Raw genomic sequence first — 22,592 nt, 5'->3', positions numbered from 1 at the left:
ATTCCGGCATAGCTCAGTTGGTAGAGCATCTGACTGTTAATCAGGGTGTCGACGGTTCGAGTCCGCCTGCCGGAGTTAGGCTGTATGGATGTTAACTGGAAAGTTAGCATCCTTTTGTTATATGCCGGCTTAGCTCAGTTGGTAGAGCGGCGGTATCGTAAACCGTAGGTCAGGTGTTCGACTCACCTAGCCGGCATTTGTTTGGATGCGCCTTAATGTTAAGTTAAGGCGCATTTTTTCATATACAGTCTTTGTTTTTAAGGCGAAAATTATGGAGGAAATATACAATTGAATACACAAGATAAGGATACAGCATTTCTTGGTCAACCACGTGGATTAATGACGTTGTTCTTCACGGAAATGTGGGAACGTTTCAGTTACTACGGTATGCGTGCAATTTTAATTTATTACATGTATTACGCTGTAACCAAGGGTGGTTTAGGCTTTAGTCAAGCCACTGCTGCTTCAGTAATGGCCATTTATGGTTCACTGGTTTATCTAGCTAGTGTTGCTGGTGGGTTTATCAGTGACCGAATTTTAGGTAGTCGAAAAACCGTATTTTACGGTGGTGTATTGATCATGTTTGGTCATATTGCACTTTCACTTCCTTTCGGTGGGGCGGCCCTACTAGTATCAATTGCTTTAATTGTTGCTGGTACTGGTATGTTAAAACCAAATGTTTCTGAAATGGTTGGATCACTATATTCCGTGGAGGATACGAGACGTGATGCCGGATTTAGTATTTTTGTTTTCGGTATTAATCTAGGTGCTTTATTAGCTCCCATAATTGTTTCGTGGGTTGGTTTTAATATGAGTTTCCATGCTGGATTCTCATTAGCTGCAATTGGTATGTTCTTTGGATTAGTCCAATATTATATTGATGGTAAAAAATATTTAAATAAAGATAGTTTATATCCATCAGATCCAATTCAACCCGATGAAGTCAAAAAATTTAGTCTTCGAGTTTTAATGGGTGTGATTGTATTAGCATTAATTTTAGTGGTTATGTTTGTTGCTAATGCATTAACAATTGATAATGTTGTTCTATTAATTAGTATTATTGCTGTTATTGCTCCAATTGTTTACTTTATCATCATGTTTTCAAGTAGTAAGGTTTCTAAAACAGAACGTTCACGTTTATGGGCTTATGTGCCATTATTTATCGCTGCAACGTTATTCTGGGCAATTGAAGAACAAGGTTCAGTTGTTTTAGCATTATTTGCTGCTGATCGTACTCAATTAAACTACGGTTGGATGCATATTACGCCCGCTAACTTCCAGTCCCTTAATCCATTATTCATCATGCTTTATACACCAATTTTTGCATGGCTATGGACTAAGTTAGGTAAGAAGCAACCTTCATCACCTAAGAAATTTACGTATGGACTTGTATTTACGGGTCTATCATACTTATTTATTGCTTTACCTGGTTTGATGTTTGGTACTGATGGTAAGGTTAATGCTCTTTGGTTAGTTGGTAGCTGGGCAATTGTTGAAATTGGTGAAATGTTAATCTCACCAATTGGTTTATCTGTAACAACCAAATTGGCACCTGCTGCATTTGCTTCTCAAATGATGAGTATGTGGTTCTTAGCCGATGCTGCTGGACAAGCAATTAACGCTCAGTTAGTTCGCTTCTACCCAGGACATGAAGTAGCTTACTTTATTGTATTAGGTCTTGTAACACTAGTCTTTGCACTCGTACTATTAATTTGTTCACCATGGATTACTAAGAAGATGCAAGGGATTAGATAATTAAATATTTGAATTCAAGAGATGAACTAGGTTATGCTTAGTTCATCTTTTTATTTTGGAGGGATTTATGGCTAGAAAAGTAATACTTTTTATTGCAATGAGTATTGATAATTACATTGCTGACGATCAAGGTGCCGTTGATTGGTTGGAGAAAAATGTCCATGGTACCGAAAGTGATGACAGTTATGAGAAAATGTATTCCAAAATAGATACGGTTATTATGGGAAGAACTACCTATGAACAAGTAACACAAAAATTATCTCCGGAAAAATATGTTTACGCAGATCGGCAGACGTATATTGTTACGTCTCACCTAGGGGAAGATACAGATAAGATTAAATACTGGAAACAGTCGCCAGTAGAATTAGTTAAAAGGATCCAAAAGGAGAAGGGAAAAGACGTTTGGATTGTGGGAGGAGCTAAGCTTATTGATCCGCTCGTGCAAGCCAATTTAATTGATACATATATTTTAACAACGGTCCCGATTTTTTTAGGATCAGGTATTCGACTTTTTGATCGATTAGAGGAGCAAGTCCCGGTCCGTCTTATAGATGTATATCAAAAAAACGAATTAGTATATTCGATTTATCAGAGAGGTTAATAGTTTGAAAATTGCAGCAACTAGCGACAATCATTTCGATGTGAACAAAATAGATGAAAATCAAATGGCTCAAAAACAAGCCGAGTATCTTTTAAAACAACATGTGGGAGTATATTTAATAGCAGGAGACCTATTTAATAAATTTAATCGAAGCATGCAGTACGTGGAAAAGCTACAGGAATTAGTGGGAGAACACACTAAAGTTTTTTTCATAGCCGGAAATCATGATATGTTGAACGATATCGACTATAATCAATTAGAATCAAATTTAAGCCCATTATACTTACATAACCAGTTCTATGACGTTCCTGGGACTAAATGGCGTATTATTGGAAATAATGGGTGGTACGACTATACGTTTGCAGATAATGTTGATAAAACCACCGAACAGTTTTGGCGTTGGAAAAAGTCTTTCTGGATTGATACTGGAATTGAACAGCCTATGTCAGATATTGAACGAATGAATATTGTGTTGAAGCAAACTGAACAACAAATGCAGCAGGCCAGTCGGAGAAAAGTGTTATTTATGACTCACTTTGCAGTAAGACATGAGTATATTCATTATTCCGAAGATGCCCGCTTTTGGAACATGATTAATGGAATGGCGGGGAGCAGAAGAATGGAAAAGTTGTTGGAAACATACCAGCCTGAATTGGTGATATCAGGACATTTACATCATCATTTTAAACCACTTGCAAAGTCTAATGGAATATATTATAATAATTCAGTCGGTTATCATAACAACCGAATCAACGAGTGGAGTTCAGATGATTTCTTCACTGAATGGACTCAGCGATTGCTTATAACCGATCTCAAATAATTTTGAAAAAAGTTTAAAAAAAAGCTTGCAAAATTATTCGAGATTGGGTATTATTATTAAGTCGGATAGATAAGACGACAACTTATATGGAAGGGTAGCGAAGTCTGGCTAAACGCGGCGGACTGTAAATCCGCTCCTTCGGGTTCGGTGGTTCGAATCCACTCCCTTCCACCATATTGGGCTATAGCCAAGCGGTAAGGCAACAGGTTTTGATCCTGTCATGCGCTGGTTCGATCCCAGCTAGCCCAATCTAGTTTTCAGAAACATCATATCAATGATATGATGTTTTTTTGTATCTAAATCAATAAATCACAGGTAGTTTTAATATGTTTCGTTTTTAGAATGGTATTAGTAATTAGTTGGAGGTTTATAGCTTAAATTTTTAATTGGAGGCTTTCAATATTGGCCTAGTTAATGATAGGATAAGGAGAACAAAATGAAATAACCAATGGGGGGCTTTTTTTATGAAAATTGGATTTATTGGTGTAGGTAATATGGCCAAAGCGATTATCAAGGGTTTGTTAAAAAATAATTTTGAAAGCACAGATATACTGGTACACAGTGCGCATCAATCAAGTTATGGACCTTTCGCAGAAAAGAATCAACTAATAGCGACAAAATCTAACCAAGAACTTGTTAGAAATTCGGATATCATTGTCATAGCGGTTAAACCATACGTAGTAAAAACGGTTATAGACGAAGTCAGAGATGATTTAAATCATCATCAGTTAGTTGTCTCACTGGCATCAGGAATTAGTATAGAAGATCTACAGACCAGCTTAGATGAGCAACAACCTATCTTACGCATTATGCCGAATGTTAACGTTGAAATTGGCGAAGGAATGACAGCGGTCGTTGCTAATGGTGATCTTAAAATGGAACCATTTCAGTCTGGGGTTAAAATCTTTGAAACTGTTGGAAGTACAATGGAACTTGCTGAAAAAGACTTTCCAATTTTTTCAGCAATTGCTGGTAGTGCACCTGCCTATGCTTACTTGTTTATTGATGCTCTTTCACGGGCGGGAGTTAAACATGGATTAACTAAGGCTTCTGCTACAAAGATCGCTGCTCAAATGGTCAAAGGTAGCGCAGAAATGGTTCTGAAATCCGATGAGATACCGTATGCCTTAATTGATAAAGTATCTTCTCCAGGTGGTACAACAGTAGCGGGACTCCTAGCAATGGAAGAAGCAGGCTTTTCACCAGCGGTTGTTAAGGGAATCGATGCTACGGTAGCAAAAGAAATCAATCATTAGAATCTTGTTTTTTGGTCTATACCGATATATAATGGATTTAGATTAAAAATTTAGGAGGAAAATTCATGAGTACAGTTTTGCGTCATGCTACTATTTATACTGGTTTAGAAAAAATTGAAGATGGTTACATTCGATTTGGTAAAAAAATTGAAGCCGTTGGTCCAATGAGCGAATACAAAGCCCAAGGTGATGATCAAGTTTTCTATGCTGGAGAAAAGATTATTGTTCCAGGATTCATTGATGTACATACACACGGTGGATACGGATTTGATGCCATGGATGGTGATCCAGATCAAATCAATGAAATGGTAAATAAAGCCGTTGTTAACGAAGGGGTTACCAGCTTCTTTTGTACAACAATGACCCAATCAAATGCCAACATTGAAAAAGCAATGCGTGGGGTTGCGAAAGCTGCTGAAGATAACCCAGTTATCCAAGGGGTTCATTTGGAAGGACCATTTATTTCTACTAAGTATAAGGGTGCTCAACCTGAAGAGTACATCAAGGATCCAGATGCAGAACTTTTGGGTAAATGGAATGAATTATCTGGTGGTCGTGTTAAGTTGATTACAATTGCACCTGAACATAAGGGATCTGATGCTTTTGAAGCTTACTGTTTAGACCATGGAATTGTGCCTTCAGTGGGTCATTCAGACGCAACTCGTGCGGAACTACTAAATAGTACTGTTACTCATGCAACTCATCTTTACAATGCTCAACGTGAGTTTAAGCATCGCGAACCAGGTGTAACTGGACACGTTATGTTAGAAGACAACATTTACGCTGAATTAATTTGTGATGGCTTCCATATCGTTCCTGATATGCTTAAATTAGCATACGAAGTTAAGGGACCAGAACGAATTGACCTAGTTACAGATTCAATGCGGGCTAAAGGATTTGCTGAAGGTGAAAGTGAACTTGGTGGACAAAAAGTTTACGTTAAAGACAAACAAGCACGTTTGGAAGATGGTACATTAGCTGGTTCTGTACTTGCATTTGATGATGCATTTAGAAATGCAATGCGTTTCTTTAATTGCGGAATTGCTGAAGCTGTACAAATGAGCTCAGTTAACCAAGCTCGCGAATTTGGTTTGGATTCAAAGGGAACACTTGAAGTTGGTAAGGATGCAGATATCAACGTCTTTGATAGCAACCTTAACAAATTGGAAACATATAGTTACGGGAAAAAGTTTTCTAAAGAAGACTAATAGTCAAACATTATAGGGGTACAAGAATGAATTCACCGGTATATATTCAAATTCATAATGAAATCAAAAAGGCGATTGAAGCCGGGAAATGGAAAGTGGGAGAGCGAATTCCAGCTGAACGTGAACTTTCTACAGAATTTAGTGTAAGTCGAATGACTCTTCGCCAAGCTATTTCAACTTTGGTTGATGAGGGAATTTTGGAACGTAAGGTGGGTTCGGGAACCTATGTTGCTAGTCAGAAAGTTCAAGAAAAGGTTTCAGGAGTTACTAGTTTTACGGAATTAACGGAGGCTCAAGGTAAAAAGCCGTCTAGTCGGACAATTTCGTACCATACTAGTGAACCTTCTTTAAGTGAAATTGAAAAATTACAGTTAAATGATGGTGATCTAGTATTGCGGATGGAGCGTATTCGATTTGCTGACGCTGTTCCAATTTGTTATGAAACGGCAACTATTCCAGAAAAGCTAGTTAGTGATTTTAGTAAATCTGAAGTGACTAAATCACTTTATAAAACTCTGGAAGAAAAAGCAGGGTTGATGATTGGACGTGCGGAACAAACCGTCTCGGCGATGTTGGCTTCTGAAAAAGTGTCAGAGTATTTAGATATTAAACGTGGCGATGCAATTCTACGTTTACATCAATTATCGTATGCTCAAGATGGTACACCGTTTGAATATGTACGTACTCAGTATGTAGGCGAACGTTTTGAATTTTATTTAAATCGTTAATAAAAAAGAAGGAAGAATAGGCTAATCCTATTTTTCCTTCTTTTTATTTGCTTTAAAGGCTTCCATCATAAAAATCGGTAATACTATTTGGCGTTTGATTCGTTTAGGGTCACTTAATAAACGATATAACCACTCAACGTTATGTTTTTGCCAAAATTCAGGAGCCCGTTTAACAGTTCCGGCGTAGACGTCAAAGCTACCACCGATTCCCATCCAGATTGCTGGGGTAAAATGACGATATTTAGCAATAAATTCCTCTTGTTTTGGAAAACCTGTAGCTACAAAAACTATTTCAGGTTGAAGTTCTTTAATTTCGTCAATAATCGGAAGGGAATCTTTGAAATAGCCGTCGTGATAACCAACCAAATTAATACCAGGATGTTCATGATGAACTTTATGAACAACTTTTTTGATTACGGCAGGTTTCCCACCTAAGAAGTAGGCTTTGGAATGATGTTCATTGGCCCACTGCATGAGTTCAGTAAAGACATCATATCCAGTTACTCGCTCTGTCAACGGCGTTTTCGTGAACTTGGATGCTTTAACGATTCCAATCCCATCAGGAACTAAATAATCAGCAGAACGCACAATTTTTGCGTAATTAGGATTTTTGCGAGCAAACATGATGATTTCCGGATTAGCAGTGATGATAAAACGATTTTGATGTTGAAGAAGATCTTCTTCAACTTGTTTTAAAAACTGTGATTTAGTGACATTCAGAAAATTAAATCCGAGAATATTAACAAAATTATATTTCATAAGGGTCTCCTAGATTAAAAATTGCGATTTAATGTATAAATGATAAAATTAAAACAACTGTATTGTTAGATTAAATAAAAACATAAAAGAGTAGGAGCATAATCATCATGGTAAAAGAGTTTCCAGATGACACATTAACTTTGCATACAGATGCGTATCAAATCAATATGATCCAAACCTATTGGAATAAAGGAATTCACAACAAGACGGCGATCTTTGAAGTGTTTTTCAGAAATATGCCATTTGATAATGGGTATGCTGTTTTTGCTGGATTAGACCGCATTATTGATTATATCAGTAACTTACATTTTTCAGAGAGCGATATTGAATATTTAAAGGATGTGGCTGGTTATCCAGACGATTTTTTAGCTTACCTTAAAGATTTTCATTTTAGAGGTACAATTCGTTCTGCAGTTGAAGGCGACCTAGTTTTCAACAACGAACCTATTTTACAAGTCGAAGGGCCACTTGCCGACTGTCAATTAATTGAAACAGCGTTATTGAATATTGTCAATTACCAAACCTTAATTGCTACAAAAGCGGCTCGCATTAAGTCGGTAGTTGGTTCAGACAAGTTACTTGAATTTGGTACTCGGCGTGCGCAAGAAATGGATGCTGCCCTTTGGGGAACTCGCGCTGCTTACATTGGTGGCTTCGATGCTACCAGTAATGTACGGGCCGGTAAGAAATTTGGAATTCCAGTAAGTGGGACACACGCGCATGCATTGGTTCAATATTACATGAATGATTATGATGCTTTCAAAGCGTATGCGACAACTCACCGTGATTGTGTTTTTCTAGTAGATACATTTGATACATTAAAAAGTGGGGTACCTAATGCTATTCGCGTAGCAAAAGAAATGGGCGATAAGATTAATTTCTTAGGAGTTCGAATTGACAGTGGTGACATGGCCTATTTATCGAAACGTGTTCGTGAACAATTAGATGAAGCAGGTTTCCCTAATGCTAAAATTTTTGCATCGAATGATTTAGATGAAAAAACAATCCAAAACTTGAAGATGCAGGGAGCTAAGATTGAAGTTTGGGGCGTTGGTACTAAGTTGATTACGGCATATGATCAACCAGCGCTAGGTGCAGTTTATAAGATGGTGTCAATTGAACGTGACGGTAAAATGGTGGATACCATCAAATTATCAAATAATGCTGAGAAAGTTTCTACTCCAGGTAAAAAACAAGTTTGGCGTATTTCAAGAAACTCAGATGGAAAATCGGAAGGTGACTATATTACTCTTTGGGATGAAGATCCTCGAGTAGAAGAGTCTCTATACATGTTCCATCCGAACTACACGTATATTAATAAAACGGTCACTGATTTTAAAGCTCGTCCAGTTTTACAAACCATTTTTGAAGATGGTAAATTAGTTTATGATCGACCAAGTTTGGCTGAGATTAAAGAATTTGCTCGTCGTAGTTTGGATTCTCTGTGGGATGAGTACAAACGGGATTTAAATCCACAAGATTATCCGGTGGATCTTTCACAAGATTGCTACGACAATAAAGTTGCTATTATCAAGCGAGTCCGTGAATATGTTGGGAAACTAAAATTTTAACAAACTAGGTGATAAAATTGCGAGAATTACAAAAAGAGATTATTGAAACTTTAAAGGTTCAACCGACGATTGACCCAAAACAGGAAATTCGTCGTAGTGTAGATTTTATGAAAAATTATCTAAAAAAAGTTCCTAGTTTACGTTCCTTAGTGCTCGGAATCTCAGGTGGACAGGATTCAACCCTTGCCGGTGCGTTAGCTGAAATTGCGGTTCGTGAATTACGGGAAGAAACGGGTATTCAAGACTACCGGTTCATTGCAGTTCGCTTGCCCTATGGTGTGCAAGCGGATGAATCCGATGCAATGAAAGCAATCGAATTTATGCAAGCCGATGAAGTAGTTCGAATTGATATCAAACCAGCGGCAGATGCCATGGTTGCTGCGTTGGAAGCTAATGATTTAAAAATTTCTGATTTTAACAAAGGGAATATCAAAGCTCGTGAACGGATGATTGCTCAATATGGTATTGCGGGAAGTAATGCTGGAATTGTAATTGGAACCGATCATGCTGCAGAATCTGTTACGGGATTTTATACTAAATTTGGTGATGGCGGAGCTGATATTATCCCTCTTTGGCGCTTGGATAAGCGACAAGGAAAGGCAATGCTAAAAGAGCTCAACGCACCGGTTGAACTTTATGAAAAGACCCCAACGGCTGATTTAGAAGAGGAGCGTCCAGCGTTGCCTGACGAAGTGGCCTTAGGGGTTACTTACGACGATATTGACAACTATCTGGAAGGTCGCGAAATTAGTTCTGAAGCGGCTGACAAAATTGAAGGTTGGTATAAACGGACGGCTCATAAACGAGTTTTACCTTATACGGTTTTCGACAACTAATTATTAAGAGAAGGGGTTTAGCTTGTAATTAGTTTGAATGGTCGGTTATAATCAAATTGTAGACATGAGGGAGTAACTTGCAGACTATCTGCGATAATATCACCAACAAGAATAAATCTGGTATTATCTTAATTTAGTGAGACTCATGTGTGTGGGAAAAGATTCCTTGCGCACATGGGTCTTTTTTCATACCCAGCATTAAAAAATAGCTAGGAGGAAAGGGAATTATGCACAAAGAGCAATGGCAGTTAACGGTAGAAGAGGTTTTGAAGCAGGAACAAAGTAATAAAGAGCGTGGTTTATCTGCTAGTGAGGTTCAAAAAAGAACTGAACAATACGGAAAAAATGTTTTAGCAACCAAAAAGAAAACCACTCTTTTACAGAAGTTTATTGAACAGTTTAAAGATTTGATGATTATCGTATTGATGATTGCAGCCCTGATCTCCGTCTTTGTTGGCGAAGGAGTGGATGCAATGATCATCATGCTAGTAGTTATTTTAAATGCGGTTTTTGGAGTATTCCAAGAAGCCAAGGCTGAGGAAGCGATTGACGCACTGAAAAGTTTAGCTGCTCCTCAAGCGCATGTTCGCCGAGATGGAAGAGTACAAACGATAAAAAGTGAGGATTTAGTCCCGGGCGATATCGTTCTGCTCGAAGCTGGTGATATCGTTCCAGCAGATTTAAGATTAATTGAATCTGCTTCAATTAAGATGGAGGAAGCTGCACTAACGGGTGAATCTGTACCAGTAAATAAAGCAGTTGCTCCCATTGAGGGAGAAAATCCGGCACTAGGTGATCGTAAAAACATGGCATTTATGAATAGTAATGTAACGTTTGGTCGTGGACTAGGTGTGGTTACTGGAACGGGAATGCAAACTGAAGTTGGGCGAATTGCCGACTTAATTAATAATGCCGAAGAAACCATTACTCCGTTGCAACGGAACCTGATTAAGTTGAGTAAAACTTTAACTTGGCTAATTTTAGGTATTGCGGTGGTAGTATTCATAGTAGGGATGTTACGTGGACAAGAAACCTTAATTGACATGTTATTAACAGCAATTTCTTTAGCTGTAGCGGCTATCCCAGAAGGATTACCAGCTATTGTTACGATTACTCTAGCACTGGGAACGCAGCGGATGGCTAAAAGACATGCTATTATTCGAAAATTACCAGCAGTCGAAACTTTGGGAAGTACTGAAATTATTGCTTCAGATAAGACAGGGACATTGACCCAAAATAAAATGACTGTGGAAAAAGTATTTGTGGATAACCAACTCCTGAATGCCGAAGAGGTTATTCCAGATACTAAACAAAAGCTATACGATTTAATGATTTTAAATAATGATACTAAAAAAATTGAGGGAGAATTGATCGGTGATCCTACGGAAACCGCCTTGATTGCATTCAATGATTCCAAAAATTATCAAGCGGACGAAGTTATTAAAAGTTATCCACGGGTGGCTGAGGTTCCATTTGACTCCGAAAGAAAATTGATGTCTACTATTAATGCTTTGGAAGATGGAAGATATCTTTTAACAGTGAAGGGTGCTCCAGATGAGTTGTTGAAACGAACTACTCAATATGTGGAAAAGAACCAAATTCTCCCAATGAATGATGCTGAAATCAAACTAATTCGGGCGACAAATCACAAACTAGCTACACAAGCTATTCGAGTATTAGGATTTGCTTACCAGATTTTAGACGAAATTCCTACAGCCTTAGATAGTGAAACTGTGGAAAAAGATTTAATTTTTGCTGGTTTAATTGGAATGATTGATCCAGAACGGACCGAAGTTGCACAAGCTGTTAAAGAAGCCCAACAAGCAGGAATCCGGACCTTAATGATTACTGGTGATCATCGTGATACAGCGGGAGCGATTGCCAAACGTTTAGGAATGATTGATGAAGATGAAGTTGATACAGCTGTAATCACGGGAGCCGAACTTGATCAACAAACGGATGAAGAACTAGCTCGAAATGTAGATAAATATGCTGTATACGCACGAGTGGCACCAGAACATAAAGTTAGAATTGTAAATGCTTGGCAAAAAAAGGGGAAGATTGTCGCCATGACTGGTGATGGAGTTAATGATGCCCCATCCCTGAAACAGGCAGATATTGGAGTGGCAATGGGAATCACTGGTACTGAAGTTTCCAAGGGGGCCAGTGATATGGTCCTTGCAGATGATAACTTTGCCACCATCGTAGTTGCTGTAGAGGAAGGACGAAAAGTTTTTGCTAATATCCAAAAGGCAATTCAGTATCTTTTGTCGGCTAATTTAGGTGAAGTATTAACTTTGTTCGTAATGACCATGATGGGATGGCAAATTCTAGCGCCGGTTCATATTTTGTGGATTAATCTGGTCACTGATACGTTCCCTGCTATTGCGTTAGGACTTGAACCAGCTGAAAAAGACGCGATGAAACAAAAACCGCGTGGTAAAAATACAAGCTTCCTATCAGGAGGCGTGGCTAGTAATGTGATTTACCAAGGAATTTTAGAAGGGGCTATTACTTTATTTGTTTATGCGATGGCACTCCGTTTTCCAGATCATGCTACGGCTACTCAAATTCACGCAGATGCGTTAACAATGGCCTTTGCAACATTAGGCTTAATCCAACTATTTCATGCGTTTAACTCAAAATCAGTTCATGGTTCTATTTTTAGTGCAACAACGCTAAAAAATAAGTTCTTCAATTGGTCAATTGTAATTTCGTTTGTGCTATTAGCCGCAACAATTGTGGTGCCAGGATTAAATGATTTATTCCATGTTAGCAACCTAAATCTCCACCAATGGATGATTGTAATTTTTGCATCATTATCGATGATTGTGATTGTCGAAGTGGTAAAATTAATACAACGTACTTTAAAAAAATAGTGGAGAGATTAAATGAGAGCTAATATTCAAACTTATGCTGGTACAATTTCCAAATTAACTGAAATACTTGAACAAACAGGAGACCAGGTCGATCCATTCTTTCAAGAACTAAAAAAATGGATGCAGTTGGGACAAGTTGCTGATCTAGATCAAGTTAAATTAGCAGAAATTAAGAATCAATTTCAGCTGGCTACAGATAACTACCGTTCAATTGAAAAAGAACTTACAGAAATGCAAGCTCCTATCAAATTTATCGGGAAACACCAAAATTTGAAACATGATTATCTTCGATATATTGAAGAATGTCAAAAAATGGTGGATACGATTAATCCAGAAGCTAAAAAAGTTAATGCTGAAGATTTTAATGCTTCTGAAAAGGCTCAAGCAGAAATTATGGGCCAAATTACCAAGACGTTAACTAGAATTATGAATATGCTGCTTGCATAATGTTTAATATAGCAACATGAGAGGTTGAGGGAGAAGTTGGTTCCTCAGCCTCTTCTTGTTAGATTATTAAGATAATGGGAGAAAATGATTTTGGAAGAAAAAATTTTAAAAATTGTCGGAACTAAGTTAAAAGATTATCGAGCAAATCAAATTAAAGCTACACTAGAAATGCTAGAGGATGGAAATACAGTTCCCTTTATCGCTCGGTATCGAAAAGAACGAACTCAAAGTTTAGATGAAGTTCAAATTCGGGAAATTCAAGCAACGTACCATCAGACTGAAACACTTGAAAAAAGAAAAGCCGATGTTTTAAAAAATATTGAAGATCAACAAAAATTAACTCCAGAATTGGCGCAAAAGATTCGTACAGCCGACGCCCTACAAACGGTAGAAGACTTGTATTTACCCTACAAACAAAAACGGCGGACGAAAGCGACAATTGCTAAGGAAGCAGGTTTAGAACCGATTGCAACCTGGATTTTGGGTTTTCCACAAGGAACTTTAGCTAAGCAACTTCAAAGTGCGATTAATCCAGAACAGGATCTTAATAGTGTTGACGATGTTTTAGCAGGAGTTCACGAAATATTAGCCGAAGCCTTCTCGGACCAGGCTGATATCCGTGAATGGGTGCGAAGTTATACCAAAAAAAATGGACGATTAACGGCAGAAATAAAGCCCAAGGGCCAAGCAATTGATGAGAACGGTGTTTATGGGATTTACTATGACTTCAGTGAAAAACTGAATCAAGTGGCCTCCCACCAAATTTTAGCGATTAACCGAGGCGAAAAAGAAAAGGTCCTACGAGCTAAAATTGAGGTTGATCCTCAAGGAATCGAACGATACCTTCACTTTCGTTTGATTGGTAAAAAGACCGGCGAAGCAGTTGGTATAGTCGAAGATGCATATCAAGATGCTTATAAACGTTTTATTGGCCCAGCAATTGAACGTGAATTACGTGCAGAACTGACTGCTATGGGCGACCAACAGGCTATTAAGGTGTTTGGTGAAAACTTATACCATCTCTTGATGCAAGCTCCTCTAAAGGGAAAAGTAGTCTTAGGTTTTGACCCAGCTTATCGGACCGGTTGTAAGTTGGCGGTTATTGATGAGAACGGTAAATTTTTAGATAAATTAGTGATTTATCCACATAAACCAGCTTCAATGGAAAAACGAGCTAAAGCCGGAAAACAATTAAAAGATTTCATTGAGAAGTACCAAGTTGAAATGATTGCAATTGGAAACGGAACAGCAAGTCGCGAATCAGAAGAATTTGTAGCTAATTTAATTAAAGAAATTAAGCGTCCCATCTATTATGTAATTGTCAATGAAGCAGGAGCGTCAGTTTATTCTGCTAGTAACGAAGCCCGAGAGGCATTTCCAGATCTTCAAGTTGAAGAAAGAAGTGCGATTAGTATTGGACGACGCTTACAAGATCCTTTAGCAGAATTGATTAAGATCGATCCTCAAGCAGTTGGAGTCGGTCAATATCAACATGATGTTGCGCAAAAAGATTTACATGAACAACTTGATAACGTCGTTGAAACGGCCGTTAACCAAGTTGGAGTTAATTTAAATACTGCTAGCCCAGAGTTGCTAACCCATATTTCGGGGTTAACTAAAACAACCGCTAAAAATATTGTTAATTTTCGAGAGGAAAATGGAAGCTATCATTCTCGCAAACAATTAAAAAAAGTCCCTCGCTTAGGACCTAAAGCCTATGAACAAGCAATTGGTTTTTTGAGAATTGTTGATGGAGATGATATTTTGGATAATACCGGAATCCATCCTGAAAGTTATGCAGTTGTTAAACAATTAGTGCAGTTATTGGGACTAAAATTGCAAGACATTGGTAAAGCGGAAGTTAACGAAAAACTACAGGGAGTGCAGGTTAAAGCAGTCGCTGAACAGCTTAACGTTGGCTGGGAAACTTTAGCTGATATTATCGCCGAATTACAGAAACCGGGACGTGATTTGCGAGATGAAATGCCGGCGCCATTACTTCGATCAGATGTTCTAACGCTAGAGGACCTTAAACCAGGGATGGAACTTCAAGGGACAGTACGAAATGTAATTGATTTCGGAGCATTTGTAGATATTGGGGTTAAACAGGACGGTTTAGTCCACATCTCAAAACTAAAGAAAGGTTTTGTAAAGCAACCCAGCGATGTGGTTGCGGTCGGGGATATTGTTAAAGTTTGGGTTGAAAGTGTAGACGTTGAACGCCACCGAATTCAATTAACAATGATTCCTAAGGATTAAAATGACAGATTTAGAATTGCAACAATTAACTCAACGCATTGCTCAAGAGTCCTTTGGCAAAAGTTTTCCGTATAAGGTGGTCTTTAATCAACGTTTAAAAACCACTGGTGGTCGCTATCATCTAAATGATCATCATATTGATATTAATCCGTTGATGCTGGAAGAATTCGATGAAGCGACCTTGATCGGGGTTATTAAACATGAACTAGTGCATTATTTTGTGCATATGTTAAACGAGAAACCAGATCATCGAAACCCACATTTTCAGCAGTTGTTACGAGCGGTGGGAGGATTAAGGTATGCTCCAACCACCTCTAAGCGTCGGCGAACTCCTCCCAAGTTACTATATCAATGCCAAGGTTGTGGATTACAATACCCCCGACAAAGGCGGATTAATACACGCAAGTATGTGTGTAGCAAGTGTCGCGGACGACTCAAATTATTATAAATTAGATTTTTTAAAATAAAACGTAAAAAAAGTCTTGCTAGCAGTAGGTAGATTTGATACTATTATCTAGTAAGCTTTTGCGGCCATGGCGGAACTGGCAGACGCGCAGGATTAAGGATCCTGTCCGAATTTACTCGGGTGGAGGTTCGAACCCTCTTGGCCGCATCAATAAAAAAGGACTCCTAGAAATAGGAGTCCTTTTTGTGTTTCTAAGAACTGTTTCAATATTGACACACTTTTTAATACACAATTAGTGTATTAGTATCGATGTGTATTAATAAGAATGCTGATTCTACGGTATTTAATCATTAGTGTATTTTGGCACGGTATTTGCTTATATATAGGTGAATGCAAAATATGTTGAATTATCAATGTGTTTCGCACATCGAAGCGGGTTTAACCACTTTGATGGATGGATGTTTATCTGAGGAGAAGCCATTTTAAATTAAAACTTAAACTTTGAAAAACACGATGGGATTAATCAGTCCCATCTTTTATCCTAGATAATTGAAAGCGTTTTTTGAAAATTTTAATTTAAGTTGGTTTCCAAACGAATAAACGTTCAATTTAGATTTAAGTTACAGGTTTTAGAACTTATTTTATTTATTTTTTGATTAAGCTGTAACAATATAATATGGGAGGTATACAGACAGATGGTTGGAATTATCATTGCTAGTCACGGCGAATTTGCTAAAGGTATTTTGCAATCAGGTTCAATGATCTTCGGTGAACAAGAAGACGTTAAAGCTGTTACATTAATGCCAAGTGAAGGCCCTGACGATATCAGAGCAAAACTTCAAGAAGCAGTTGCTTCTTTTAGTAACCAAGACGAAGTATTATTCTTAGTCGACCTATGGGGAGGCACTCCATTTAATCAAGTTAACAACTTGTTTGAAGAACACAAGGACAAATGGGCAATCGTTGCCGGTTTGAACTTGCCAATGCTAATCGAAGCTTATGCTTCACGTTTATCAATGGAATCAGCACAAGAAATTGCTGCTCATATCATTGAAACTGCTAAAGAAGGGGTTAAGGTTCGTCCCGAAGCTCTTCAACCAGAAGAAGCTCCAAAGGCAGCAGAAAGCGCACAAGTTGCTTCTGGTCGTCCAGGACACTTCGATTATGTCTTAGCTCGTATCGATACTCGTTTACTTCATGGACAAGTTGCTACAGCTTGGACAAAGACGACTAAACCAGATCGAATCATCGTTGTTTCTGATAACGTTGCTAAAGATGAACTTCGTTCTTCAATGATCAAGCAAGCTGCTCCATCAGGAGTTAAGGCTCATATCGTTCCTATTGATCAAATGATTAAACTTGCTAAGGATGATCAACATTTTGGTGGAACCCGTGCCATGCTATTATTTGAAACACCACAAGATGCTTTGAGAGCAATCGAAGGTGGCGTTCCACTTAAGTCATTAAACGTTGGTTCAATGGCACATTCACCTGGTAAAGTTCAACCTAATAAGGTATTGGCTTTTGACCAAAATGATATTGATACTTACAAGAAGTTGGAAGACATGAACGTTGAACTTGATGTTCGTAAAGTTCCAACCGATTCAAAAGACAATATGGATGCAATTATGAAGAAAGCTCAAGATGAGCTTAACGCAAAAAAATAATTTAATTATAACGGAGGATTAATAATCATGGCATTGAATGCAATTCAAATGATTTTAGTCGTTATCGTAGCGTTTTTAGCTGGTGTGGAAGGTATCTTGGATCAATTCCATTTCCATCAACCAGTAATCGCATGTACTTTAATCGGCTTAGTAACTGGTAACTTAGTACCTTGCCTTATCTTAGGTGGTTCACTTCAAATGATCGCTCTTGGTTGGGCTAACGTTGGGGCTGCTGTAGCTCCTGATGCTGCTTTGGCTTCTGTAGCTTCTGCTATTATTTTAGTTTTAGGTGGCCAAGGTAAAGCTGGTGTTTCATCAGCTATCGCTCTTGCTGTTCCTTTAGCTGTAGCTGGACTATTATTAACAATCATTGCTCGTACACTTGCAACTCTTATCGTTCACGTTATGGATGCTGCTGCTAAAGAAGGTAGCTTCGGTAAACTTGAAGCATGGCACTATGTTGCTATCTGTATGCAAGGTTTACGTATCGCTATCCCAGCTGGATTGATTCTTGCAATCGGTGCTGGTCCCGTACGTAGTTTACTTGCTGCTATGCCTGCTTGGTTGACAGACGGTCTATCAGTTGGTGGTGGTATGGTTGTTGCCGTTGGTTATGCAATGGTTATCAACATGATGGCTACTAAAGAAGTTTGGCCTTTCTTCGCGCTTGGTTTCGTTTTAGCAACTATCCCTGATTTGACACTTATCGCTTTAGGTACAATCGGTATTGCTTTGGCTCTTATCTACTTAACCCTTTCAAAAATGGGTGGTTCAAGTAACGGAGGCAACTCAGGTTCCGGTGATCCGCTCGGCGATATAATTGATAAATACTAAAAGGAGGCCAACAGAAAATGCAAGAAAAAGTTCAATTAACTAAAAAAGATCGTATTCATGTTTGGTTACGTTCAACATTCCTTCAAGGTTCATGGAACTACGAACGTATGCAAAATGGTGGTTGGGCATATACATTAATCCCAGCTCTTAAAAAGTTATACAAGACAAAAGAAGACCGTGCCGCAGCTTTGACACGTCACATGGAATTCTTTAATACTCATCCATACTTAGCTGCACCTATCCTTGGTGTAACAATGTCTCTTGAAGAAGAACGTGCTAATGGTGCTCCTATTGATGACGTTGCGATTCAAGGGGTTAAAGTTGGTATGATGGGACCTCTTGCCGGTGTTGGTGATCCGGTATTCTGGTTTACAGTTAAGCCAATTATTGGTGCTTTAGCTGCTTCACTTGCTTTGGGTGGTAACATCCTTGGACCAATTCTTTACTTCGTACTTTGGAATGCTATTCGTATGGGATTCACATGGTATACACAAGAATTTGGTTATAAAGCTGGTTCAAAGATTACAGAAGACATGTCTGGTGGTTTACTACAAGACGTTACTAAAGGTGCTTCAATCTTGGGTATGTTTATCCTTGGTTCATTGATTAACCGTTGGGTTACTGTTAAGTTCACACCAGTTGTTTCAACTGTTAAACAAAGTAAAGGTGCTTACATCGACTGGGCAAACCTTCCAAGTGGTGCTAAAGGAATTCAAGAAGCATTGCAACAACAAGCTGCTGGTCTTTCATTAACTCCAGAAAAAGTTACAACATTGCAAGATAACTTGGATCAATTAATTCCAGGACTTGCTGGATTACTTCTAACACTTCTTTGCATGTGGTTACTTAAGAAGGGTGTTTCTCCTATCGTTGTTATCTTTGGTTTATTCATCGTTGGTGTTGTACTTCACGTACTCCACGTTATGTAATAAACTTAAATTAAGTCTGGGCTATGGCCTAGGCTTTTTTTATTAAAATTTTTGGTGAAATGTACCTTAAGTATTATAATTGGATAAAAAGAAGAATGGAGTAATTTGAATGGCTCAATCAATTAATACAAAAGCAGATTTGGTAATCGATGCTACCTCATTTTTGGGGATGGGTGATTACGGAAAAATTATGATTGGCGATCACGGTTTTGAATTTTTTGACAATCGTAATGTTGAAAACTTCATTCAAATTCCTTGGGAAGAAGTTGATACAGTGATTGCTTCCTTGGTCTTTGGGGGTAGATGGATTCCAAGATTTGCCATTAAAACTAAACGAAGTGGAACCTATAGTTTCGCTTCTAAAAAAACCCATGAAGTTTTAAGAGAAATTAGAAAACATGTTGATGCTGACCGCATGGTACGTTCGTTAGGGGTTTGGGACGTAATCAAACGAGGAGTAATGAGCATTTTCAAGCGTAAAGCTAAATAATAATTAAATAATCATTTGAAACTATGCTAAAAAGCGATTTGAGACGACCTGATTAAAGCAAGTCTAAAAAATATTTGGACGAGGGACGGAAAGATGAGTTTTTTAGCATAGTTTTTTGTTTGAAAGCGTTTGTTTTGAAACTGTGTTAAACTGTATTGTATTAATTAGTGTATTAATACAGATTGCGGTGAGAAAATGAAAAGACAAGATAGAATTTATGAATATGTTATTGAAAATACGCAAAATGTTTCCGATACGGAATTAAAGGAGCAAGCTGCGTTAACGACGAGTTTAATCGCAGAGAACTTGAACATTGCTCGAAGCAATGTTAGCAAGGAACTAAATGAATTAGTTCGTAAGAATAAGTTATCCAAGATTAGTGGACGGCCTGTACGTTATTGTCGACCTTTGACAAAAGAAGGACAACTTCCCAAACAATCCAGTCAAGATCCATCTAGCTATCACATTGAAGATGGTATTAGTGGAATGGACCTGGGGAAGAAGAAATTAGCAGGTACCCTTGAAGAACCCACTCGACCGGTTACTTTAAATAAAAATACTAATATTTTTGATCGAATGATTGGCAAGAGTCGAAGCATGCACAACCAAATTGAACAAGCCAAGGCAGCCATGTTGTATCCACCAAGAGGACTGAACACATTAATTATTGGCCCGACTGGTTCTGGTAAAACATACTTTGCCAATGCGATGTTTGAATTTGCCCAAACCAAGGGTTTAATTGATCGTCAGCAACAGTTGGTAACCTTTAATTGTGCTGATTATGCACACAATCCGGAATTATTGATGTCCCATCTATTTGGTTACATTCAAGGTGCATTTACAGGGGCAAATGATGAGCAAGATGGCTTGATTCAAGAGGCCGATGGTGGGATGCTCTTCTTGGATGAAGTTCATCGACTTCCACCAGAAGGTCAAGAAATGATTTTCTATTTTATGGATCATGGTACTTATAATCGGTTGGGGGAAACTTCCAAGAACCATCATGCCGACGTTCGCTTAGTTTGTGCTACAACGGAAGATCCAGAAAGTTCATTGCTACAGACTTTTGTTCGTCGAATTCCAATTACCATTCAACTTCCGGCATTTAATAAACGTAGTCCGGAAGAACGAATTGACCTTCTACGTTCATTGGTAACAATTGAAGCCAACCGAACTAACAAAGAAATTACATTAACCGAAGATGTTGTCCAAGCTTTATTAGGTAGTGTTACGTATGGAAATGTGGGTCAATTAAAATCTAATATTCAATTAGTGTGCGCTAAGGGATTTTTGAACAATATCGAGAATGAAGGCGAAATCATGATTACAGCGGATGATTTGCCGTCAAATATTAAGGATGGATTACTAAATTTAGCCTCTAACCGGGCTGAACTTGGGGCAATTTCGAAGTTACTAGAACCCTACATGGTAATTAAACCGGGATCAACTTATGCAACTCCCGTTAGCCGTAAAGATAGCTATGAACTGCCCTATAATTTGTATGAAATCATTGGCGATAAAGCGATGATGTTACGTGAAGAGGGTCTTGACCAAGAAAATATCAATAATTTTATTACTACGGATATTAACCTACATTTAAAATCTTTCTATAAGAATGAATCAGACACTCGTCAAGCAGAAAGTAAACTAGCTGAAATTGTGGATAAAGGGATTATTGATTTTGCTAAACAGGTTCAGCCTAAGATTGAAAATCAATTAGATTATCATTTTAAAGAGAACTTTATATATGCAATGAGTTTGCATATTAGTTCATTTATTAAACGAATTCAATCTGGAAAACCGATGCGGTTGATGGGCAATGATTTAGTTGCAATGGTTAAGGATTATCCAGAAGAGTTGGCGGTTGCTAAATCGATTAAGGAAATGCTAGAACAGCGGTATGGAATGCCAATTCCTGAATCAGAGAGTTACTATTTAGCAGTCCTTTTAATTTCACTAAGAACGGTCCCAACTAGTAATGGTCAAGTCGGTATTGTGGTGGCAGCTCATGGAAGTAGTACAGCTAGTTCTATGACACAAGTCGTCTCTCAATTATTATCTGACAACTCGATTCAAGCTTTTGATATGCCGCTCGACATGAATCCGCAAACGGCGTATAAGGGGATTGTGGAGCGAGTCCGAGCTGCTAACCAGGGGGAAGGAGTACTTCTACTAGTTGATATGGGATCCCTAAGTACCTTTGGATCTAAAATCACGGAAGAAACTCAAATTCCGGTTAAAGTTATTGATATGGTAACGACGGCGATGGTCTTGGAAGCGACCAGAAAAGCTTCTTTTATCGATAGTGATTTGAACGATATTTATGCTGAACTACGTGAATTTCACGGATACTCCAGAGTTGCAATTGCGGATGAAAGTAACGTTGAAGAAAGAGCAGAAGATCTATCCATGATTTCTGGGAAACCCAAAGCGATCGTTGCGGTATGCTCCACAGGTGAAGGAACCGCCAAAAAAATTAAAGATTTACTAGATCAACTCTTAGTTCAAAATTTAATTGAGGATATCAAAGTTTTTCCGATCTCCATAGTAAACATGCAAGATCATATCCAACAAATTAACACCAAATATACGATTGTCGCAGCGACTGGAGTAATGAATCCACAAATTGGAGTACCATTTATGCCTCTTCAAACACTTTTACAGGGTGGAGGAGAAAAGTTCGTTCGACAGTTGGCAGAACGTAGCGAAGTATCATGGGTGCTTGATGAACAAGACTCTAAATTGACGCGTAGCGTTTGTCGTCAATATTTATCACAGTACTTTGTTTTCTTGAATGCGGATAAGTTCACGGATATTTTATGGAATTATGTGGATTACTTGGCAGAAACTAAGAAAGTGGAATTTAGTGAATCCTTCCGCATCAATTTAATTATGCATATTGCGGGAGCAGTGGAAAGAATGCTTACCAATAATCCGATGGAAACAGCACCGGAAGAATTGGCTGCGGTTCAGGATGAAGTGTGGTTTAAATTGATACAAAAAGCGGATGATAAGTATTTGAGAAGGATTCAAATTGAAATGACTCCAAGTGAAGAATTTTATGTTTATAAATTGTTGGAAACATGGCAAGAAAAAAATGATACAATCCTAAGTGAGGTAGATTAAAACTAATCTTAATTTTGGAGG

The 22,592-nt window shown here is 38.2% G+C and carries 18 protein-coding genes and 5 tRNA genes; 22 read left to right on the top strand and 1 reads right to left on the bottom strand.

Going from position 1 to position 22,592, the window contains the following annotated elements:
• The first annotated feature begins 2 nt into the window (after positions 1 to 2).
• The 10 genes from HFC68_RS06480 to HFC68_RS06435 all read left to right on the top strand — a co-directional run bounded on the left by HFC68_RS06480 (position 3) and on the right by HFC68_RS06435 (position 6,368).
• Positions 3 to 75: transfer RNA gene (locus tag HFC68_RS06480), tRNA-Asn, on the top strand.
• 48 nt (positions 76 to 123) lie between these two features.
• Positions 124 to 196, top strand: a tRNA-Thr gene (locus tag HFC68_RS06475).
• A gap of 92 nt (positions 197 to 288) precedes the next feature.
• Positions 289 to 1,755, top strand: coding sequence for a peptide MFS transporter (locus tag HFC68_RS06470; RefSeq protein WP_002834588.1), 1,467 nt, complete (start codon positions 289 to 291; stop codon positions 1,753 to 1,755).
• 67 nt (positions 1,756 to 1,822) lie between these two features.
• Entirely contained in the window at positions 1,823 to 2,356 is a 534-nt protein-coding gene (locus HFC68_RS06465; protein ID WP_011673715.1) for a dihydrofolate reductase family protein, read from the top strand.
• A gap of 4 nt (positions 2,357 to 2,360) precedes the next feature.
• The gene (locus tag HFC68_RS06460; protein ID WP_011673714.1) at positions 2,361 to 3,176 is read left to right on the top strand and encodes a metallophosphoesterase; all 816 of its coding nucleotides are present in this window, start codon (positions 2,361 to 2,363) and stop codon (positions 3,174 to 3,176) included.
• An 88-nt stretch (positions 3,177 to 3,264) separates the two neighbouring features.
• Positions 3,265 to 3,350: transfer RNA gene (locus HFC68_RS06455), tRNA-Tyr, on the top strand.
• A gap of 3 nt (positions 3,351 to 3,353) precedes the next feature.
• Positions 3,354 to 3,425, top strand: a tRNA-Gln gene (locus HFC68_RS06450).
• Between the two features lie 215 nt (positions 3,426 to 3,640).
• Positions 3,641 to 4,432 carry a pyrroline-5-carboxylate reductase gene (proC, locus tag HFC68_RS06445; protein ID WP_002833221.1) on the top strand — a complete coding sequence of 264 codons (792 nt, stop codon included), beginning with the start codon at positions 3,641 to 3,643 and terminating at the stop codon, positions 4,430 to 4,432.
• Between the two features lie 65 nt (positions 4,433 to 4,497).
• The gene (gene nagA, locus HFC68_RS06440; protein WP_002833222.1) at positions 4,498 to 5,640 is read left to right on the top strand and encodes an N-acetylglucosamine-6-phosphate deacetylase; all 1,143 of its coding nucleotides are present in this window, start codon (positions 4,498 to 4,500) and stop codon (positions 5,638 to 5,640) included.
• Between the two features lie 26 nt (positions 5,641 to 5,666).
• Positions 5,667 to 6,368 carry a GntR family transcriptional regulator gene (locus HFC68_RS06435; RefSeq protein WP_002833223.1) on the top strand — a complete coding sequence of 234 codons (702 nt, stop codon included), beginning with the start codon at positions 5,667 to 5,669 and terminating at the stop codon, positions 6,366 to 6,368.
• A gap of 27 nt (positions 6,369 to 6,395) precedes the next feature.
• Here the strand turns inward: HFC68_RS06435 and HFC68_RS06430 are convergent, their stop codons facing one another.
• Positions 6,396 to 7,127: a WecB/TagA/CpsF family glycosyltransferase gene (locus HFC68_RS06430; protein ID WP_002833224.1), complete on the bottom strand. Its 732-nt coding sequence runs from the start codon at positions 7,125 to 7,127 to the stop codon at positions 6,396 to 6,398.
• A gap of 107 nt (positions 7,128 to 7,234) precedes the next feature.
• On the opposite strand from HFC68_RS06430, the gene HFC68_RS06425 reads away from it, so the two are divergent.
• The 12 genes from HFC68_RS06425 (at position 7,235) to HFC68_RS06370 (ending at position 22,571) form a co-directional block, all read left to right on the top strand.
• Complete coding sequence (locus tag HFC68_RS06425; protein WP_011673713.1) at positions 7,235 to 8,698, top strand: nicotinate phosphoribosyltransferase; 1,464 nt, start codon at positions 7,235 to 7,237, stop codon at positions 8,696 to 8,698.
• Positions 8,699 to 8,715: 17 nt separating this feature from the next.
• A complete protein-coding gene (gene nadE / locus HFC68_RS06420; protein ID WP_011673712.1) occupies positions 8,716 to 9,534 on the top strand; it encodes an ammonia-dependent NAD(+) synthetase in 819 nt (272 codons plus the stop codon).
• 227 nt (positions 9,535 to 9,761) lie between these two features.
• Positions 9,762 to 12,413 (top strand): cation-translocating P-type ATPase, encoded by a 2,652-nt coding sequence (locus HFC68_RS06415; protein ID WP_167399726.1) that lies wholly within the window; start codon positions 9,762 to 9,764, stop codon positions 12,411 to 12,413.
• 12 nt (positions 12,414 to 12,425) lie between these two features.
• Entirely contained in the window at positions 12,426 to 12,860 is a 435-nt protein-coding gene (locus HFC68_RS06410; RefSeq protein ID WP_011673710.1) for a hypothetical protein, read from the top strand.
• Between the two features lie 90 nt (positions 12,861 to 12,950).
• A complete protein-coding gene (locus HFC68_RS06405) occupies positions 12,951 to 15,119 on the top strand; it encodes a Tex family protein (protein WP_011673709.1) in 2,169 nt (722 codons plus the stop codon).
• Position 15,120: 1 nt separating this feature from the next.
• Positions 15,121 to 15,567 (top strand): SprT family protein, encoded by a 447-nt coding sequence (locus HFC68_RS06400; protein WP_011673708.1) that lies wholly within the window; start codon positions 15,121 to 15,123, stop codon positions 15,565 to 15,567.
• A 79-nt stretch (positions 15,568 to 15,646) separates the two neighbouring features.
• A tRNA-Leu gene (locus HFC68_RS06395) sits at positions 15,647 to 15,732 on the top strand.
• A 488-nt stretch (positions 15,733 to 16,220) separates the two neighbouring features.
• Positions 16,221 to 17,192 carry a mannose/fructose/sorbose PTS transporter subunit IIA gene (locus HFC68_RS06390; protein ID WP_002833231.1) on the top strand — a complete coding sequence of 324 codons (972 nt, stop codon included), beginning with the start codon at positions 16,221 to 16,223 and terminating at the stop codon, positions 17,190 to 17,192.
• Positions 17,193 to 17,219: 27 nt separating this feature from the next.
• Entirely contained in the window at positions 17,220 to 18,026 is an 807-nt protein-coding gene (locus HFC68_RS06385) for a PTS mannose/fructose/sorbose transporter subunit IIC (protein ID WP_011673707.1), read from the top strand.
• Positions 18,027 to 18,043: 17 nt separating this feature from the next.
• Positions 18,044 to 18,955, top strand: a complete 912-nt coding sequence (locus tag HFC68_RS06380) for a PTS system mannose/fructose/sorbose family transporter subunit IID (RefSeq protein WP_002833234.1) — start codon at positions 18,044 to 18,046, stop codon at positions 18,953 to 18,955.
• Between the two features lie 109 nt (positions 18,956 to 19,064).
• Entirely contained in the window at positions 19,065 to 19,445 is a 381-nt protein-coding gene (locus HFC68_RS06375) for a DUF956 family protein (protein ID WP_002833235.1), read from the top strand.
• Between the two features lie 195 nt (positions 19,446 to 19,640).
• Complete coding sequence (locus HFC68_RS06370) at positions 19,641 to 22,571, top strand: sigma-54-dependent transcriptional regulator (protein WP_011673706.1); 2,931 nt, start codon at positions 19,641 to 19,643, stop codon at positions 22,569 to 22,571.
• Positions 22,572 to 22,592 lie beyond the last annotated feature (21 nt).

Origin of the sequence: Pediococcus sp. EKM201D (assembly GCF_011800215.1) — a bacterium.
Taxonomy (GTDB): Bacteria; Bacillota; Bacilli; order Lactobacillales; family Lactobacillaceae; genus Pediococcus; species Pediococcus pentosaceus.
The sequence above is the reverse complement of the archived record's forward strand: the minus strand, read 5'-3'. Positions and strand labels throughout refer to the sequence as shown.

What these genes read in the sequence shown, in the direction of transcription:
- HFC68_RS06465 (WP_011673715.1), top strand. Translation starts at nt 1,823, where the DNA reads ATGGCTAGAAAAGTAATACTTTTTATTGCAATGAGTATTGATAATTAC.
- proC (WP_002833221.1), top strand. Translation starts at nt 3,641, where the DNA reads ATGAAAATTGGATTTATTGGTGTAGGTAATATGGCCAAAGCGATTATC.
- nagA (WP_002833222.1), top strand. Translation starts at nt 4,498, where the DNA reads ATGAGTACAGTTTTGCGTCATGCTACTATTTATACTGGTTTAGAAAAA.
- HFC68_RS06435 (WP_002833223.1), top strand. Translation starts at nt 5,667, where the DNA reads ATGAATTCACCGGTATATATTCAAATTCATAATGAAATCAAAAAGGCG.
- HFC68_RS06430 (WP_002833224.1), bottom strand. Translation starts at nt 7,127, where the DNA reads ATGAAATATAATTTTGTTAATATTCTCGGATTTAATTTTCTGAATGTC.
- HFC68_RS06425 (WP_011673713.1), top strand. Translation starts at nt 7,235, where the DNA reads ATGGTAAAAGAGTTTCCAGATGACACATTAACTTTGCATACAGATGCG.
- HFC68_RS06415 (WP_167399726.1), top strand. Translation starts at nt 9,762, where the DNA reads ATGCACAAAGAGCAATGGCAGTTAACGGTAGAAGAGGTTTTGAAGCAG.
- HFC68_RS06410 (WP_011673710.1), top strand. Translation starts at nt 12,426, where the DNA reads ATGAGAGCTAATATTCAAACTTATGCTGGTACAATTTCCAAATTAACT.
- HFC68_RS06400 (WP_011673708.1), top strand. Translation starts at nt 15,121, where the DNA reads ATGACAGATTTAGAATTGCAACAATTAACTCAACGCATTGCTCAAGAG.
- HFC68_RS06390 (WP_002833231.1), top strand. Translation starts at nt 16,221, where the DNA reads ATGGTTGGAATTATCATTGCTAGTCACGGCGAATTTGCTAAAGGTATT.
- HFC68_RS06385 (WP_011673707.1), top strand. Translation starts at nt 17,220, where the DNA reads ATGGCATTGAATGCAATTCAAATGATTTTAGTCGTTATCGTAGCGTTT.
- HFC68_RS06380 (WP_002833234.1), top strand. Translation starts at nt 18,044, where the DNA reads ATGCAAGAAAAAGTTCAATTAACTAAAAAAGATCGTATTCATGTTTGG.
- HFC68_RS06375 (WP_002833235.1), top strand. Translation starts at nt 19,065, where the DNA reads ATGGCTCAATCAATTAATACAAAAGCAGATTTGGTAATCGATGCTACC.
- HFC68_RS06370 (WP_011673706.1), top strand. Translation starts at nt 19,641, where the DNA reads ATGAAAAGACAAGATAGAATTTATGAATATGTTATTGAAAATACGCAA.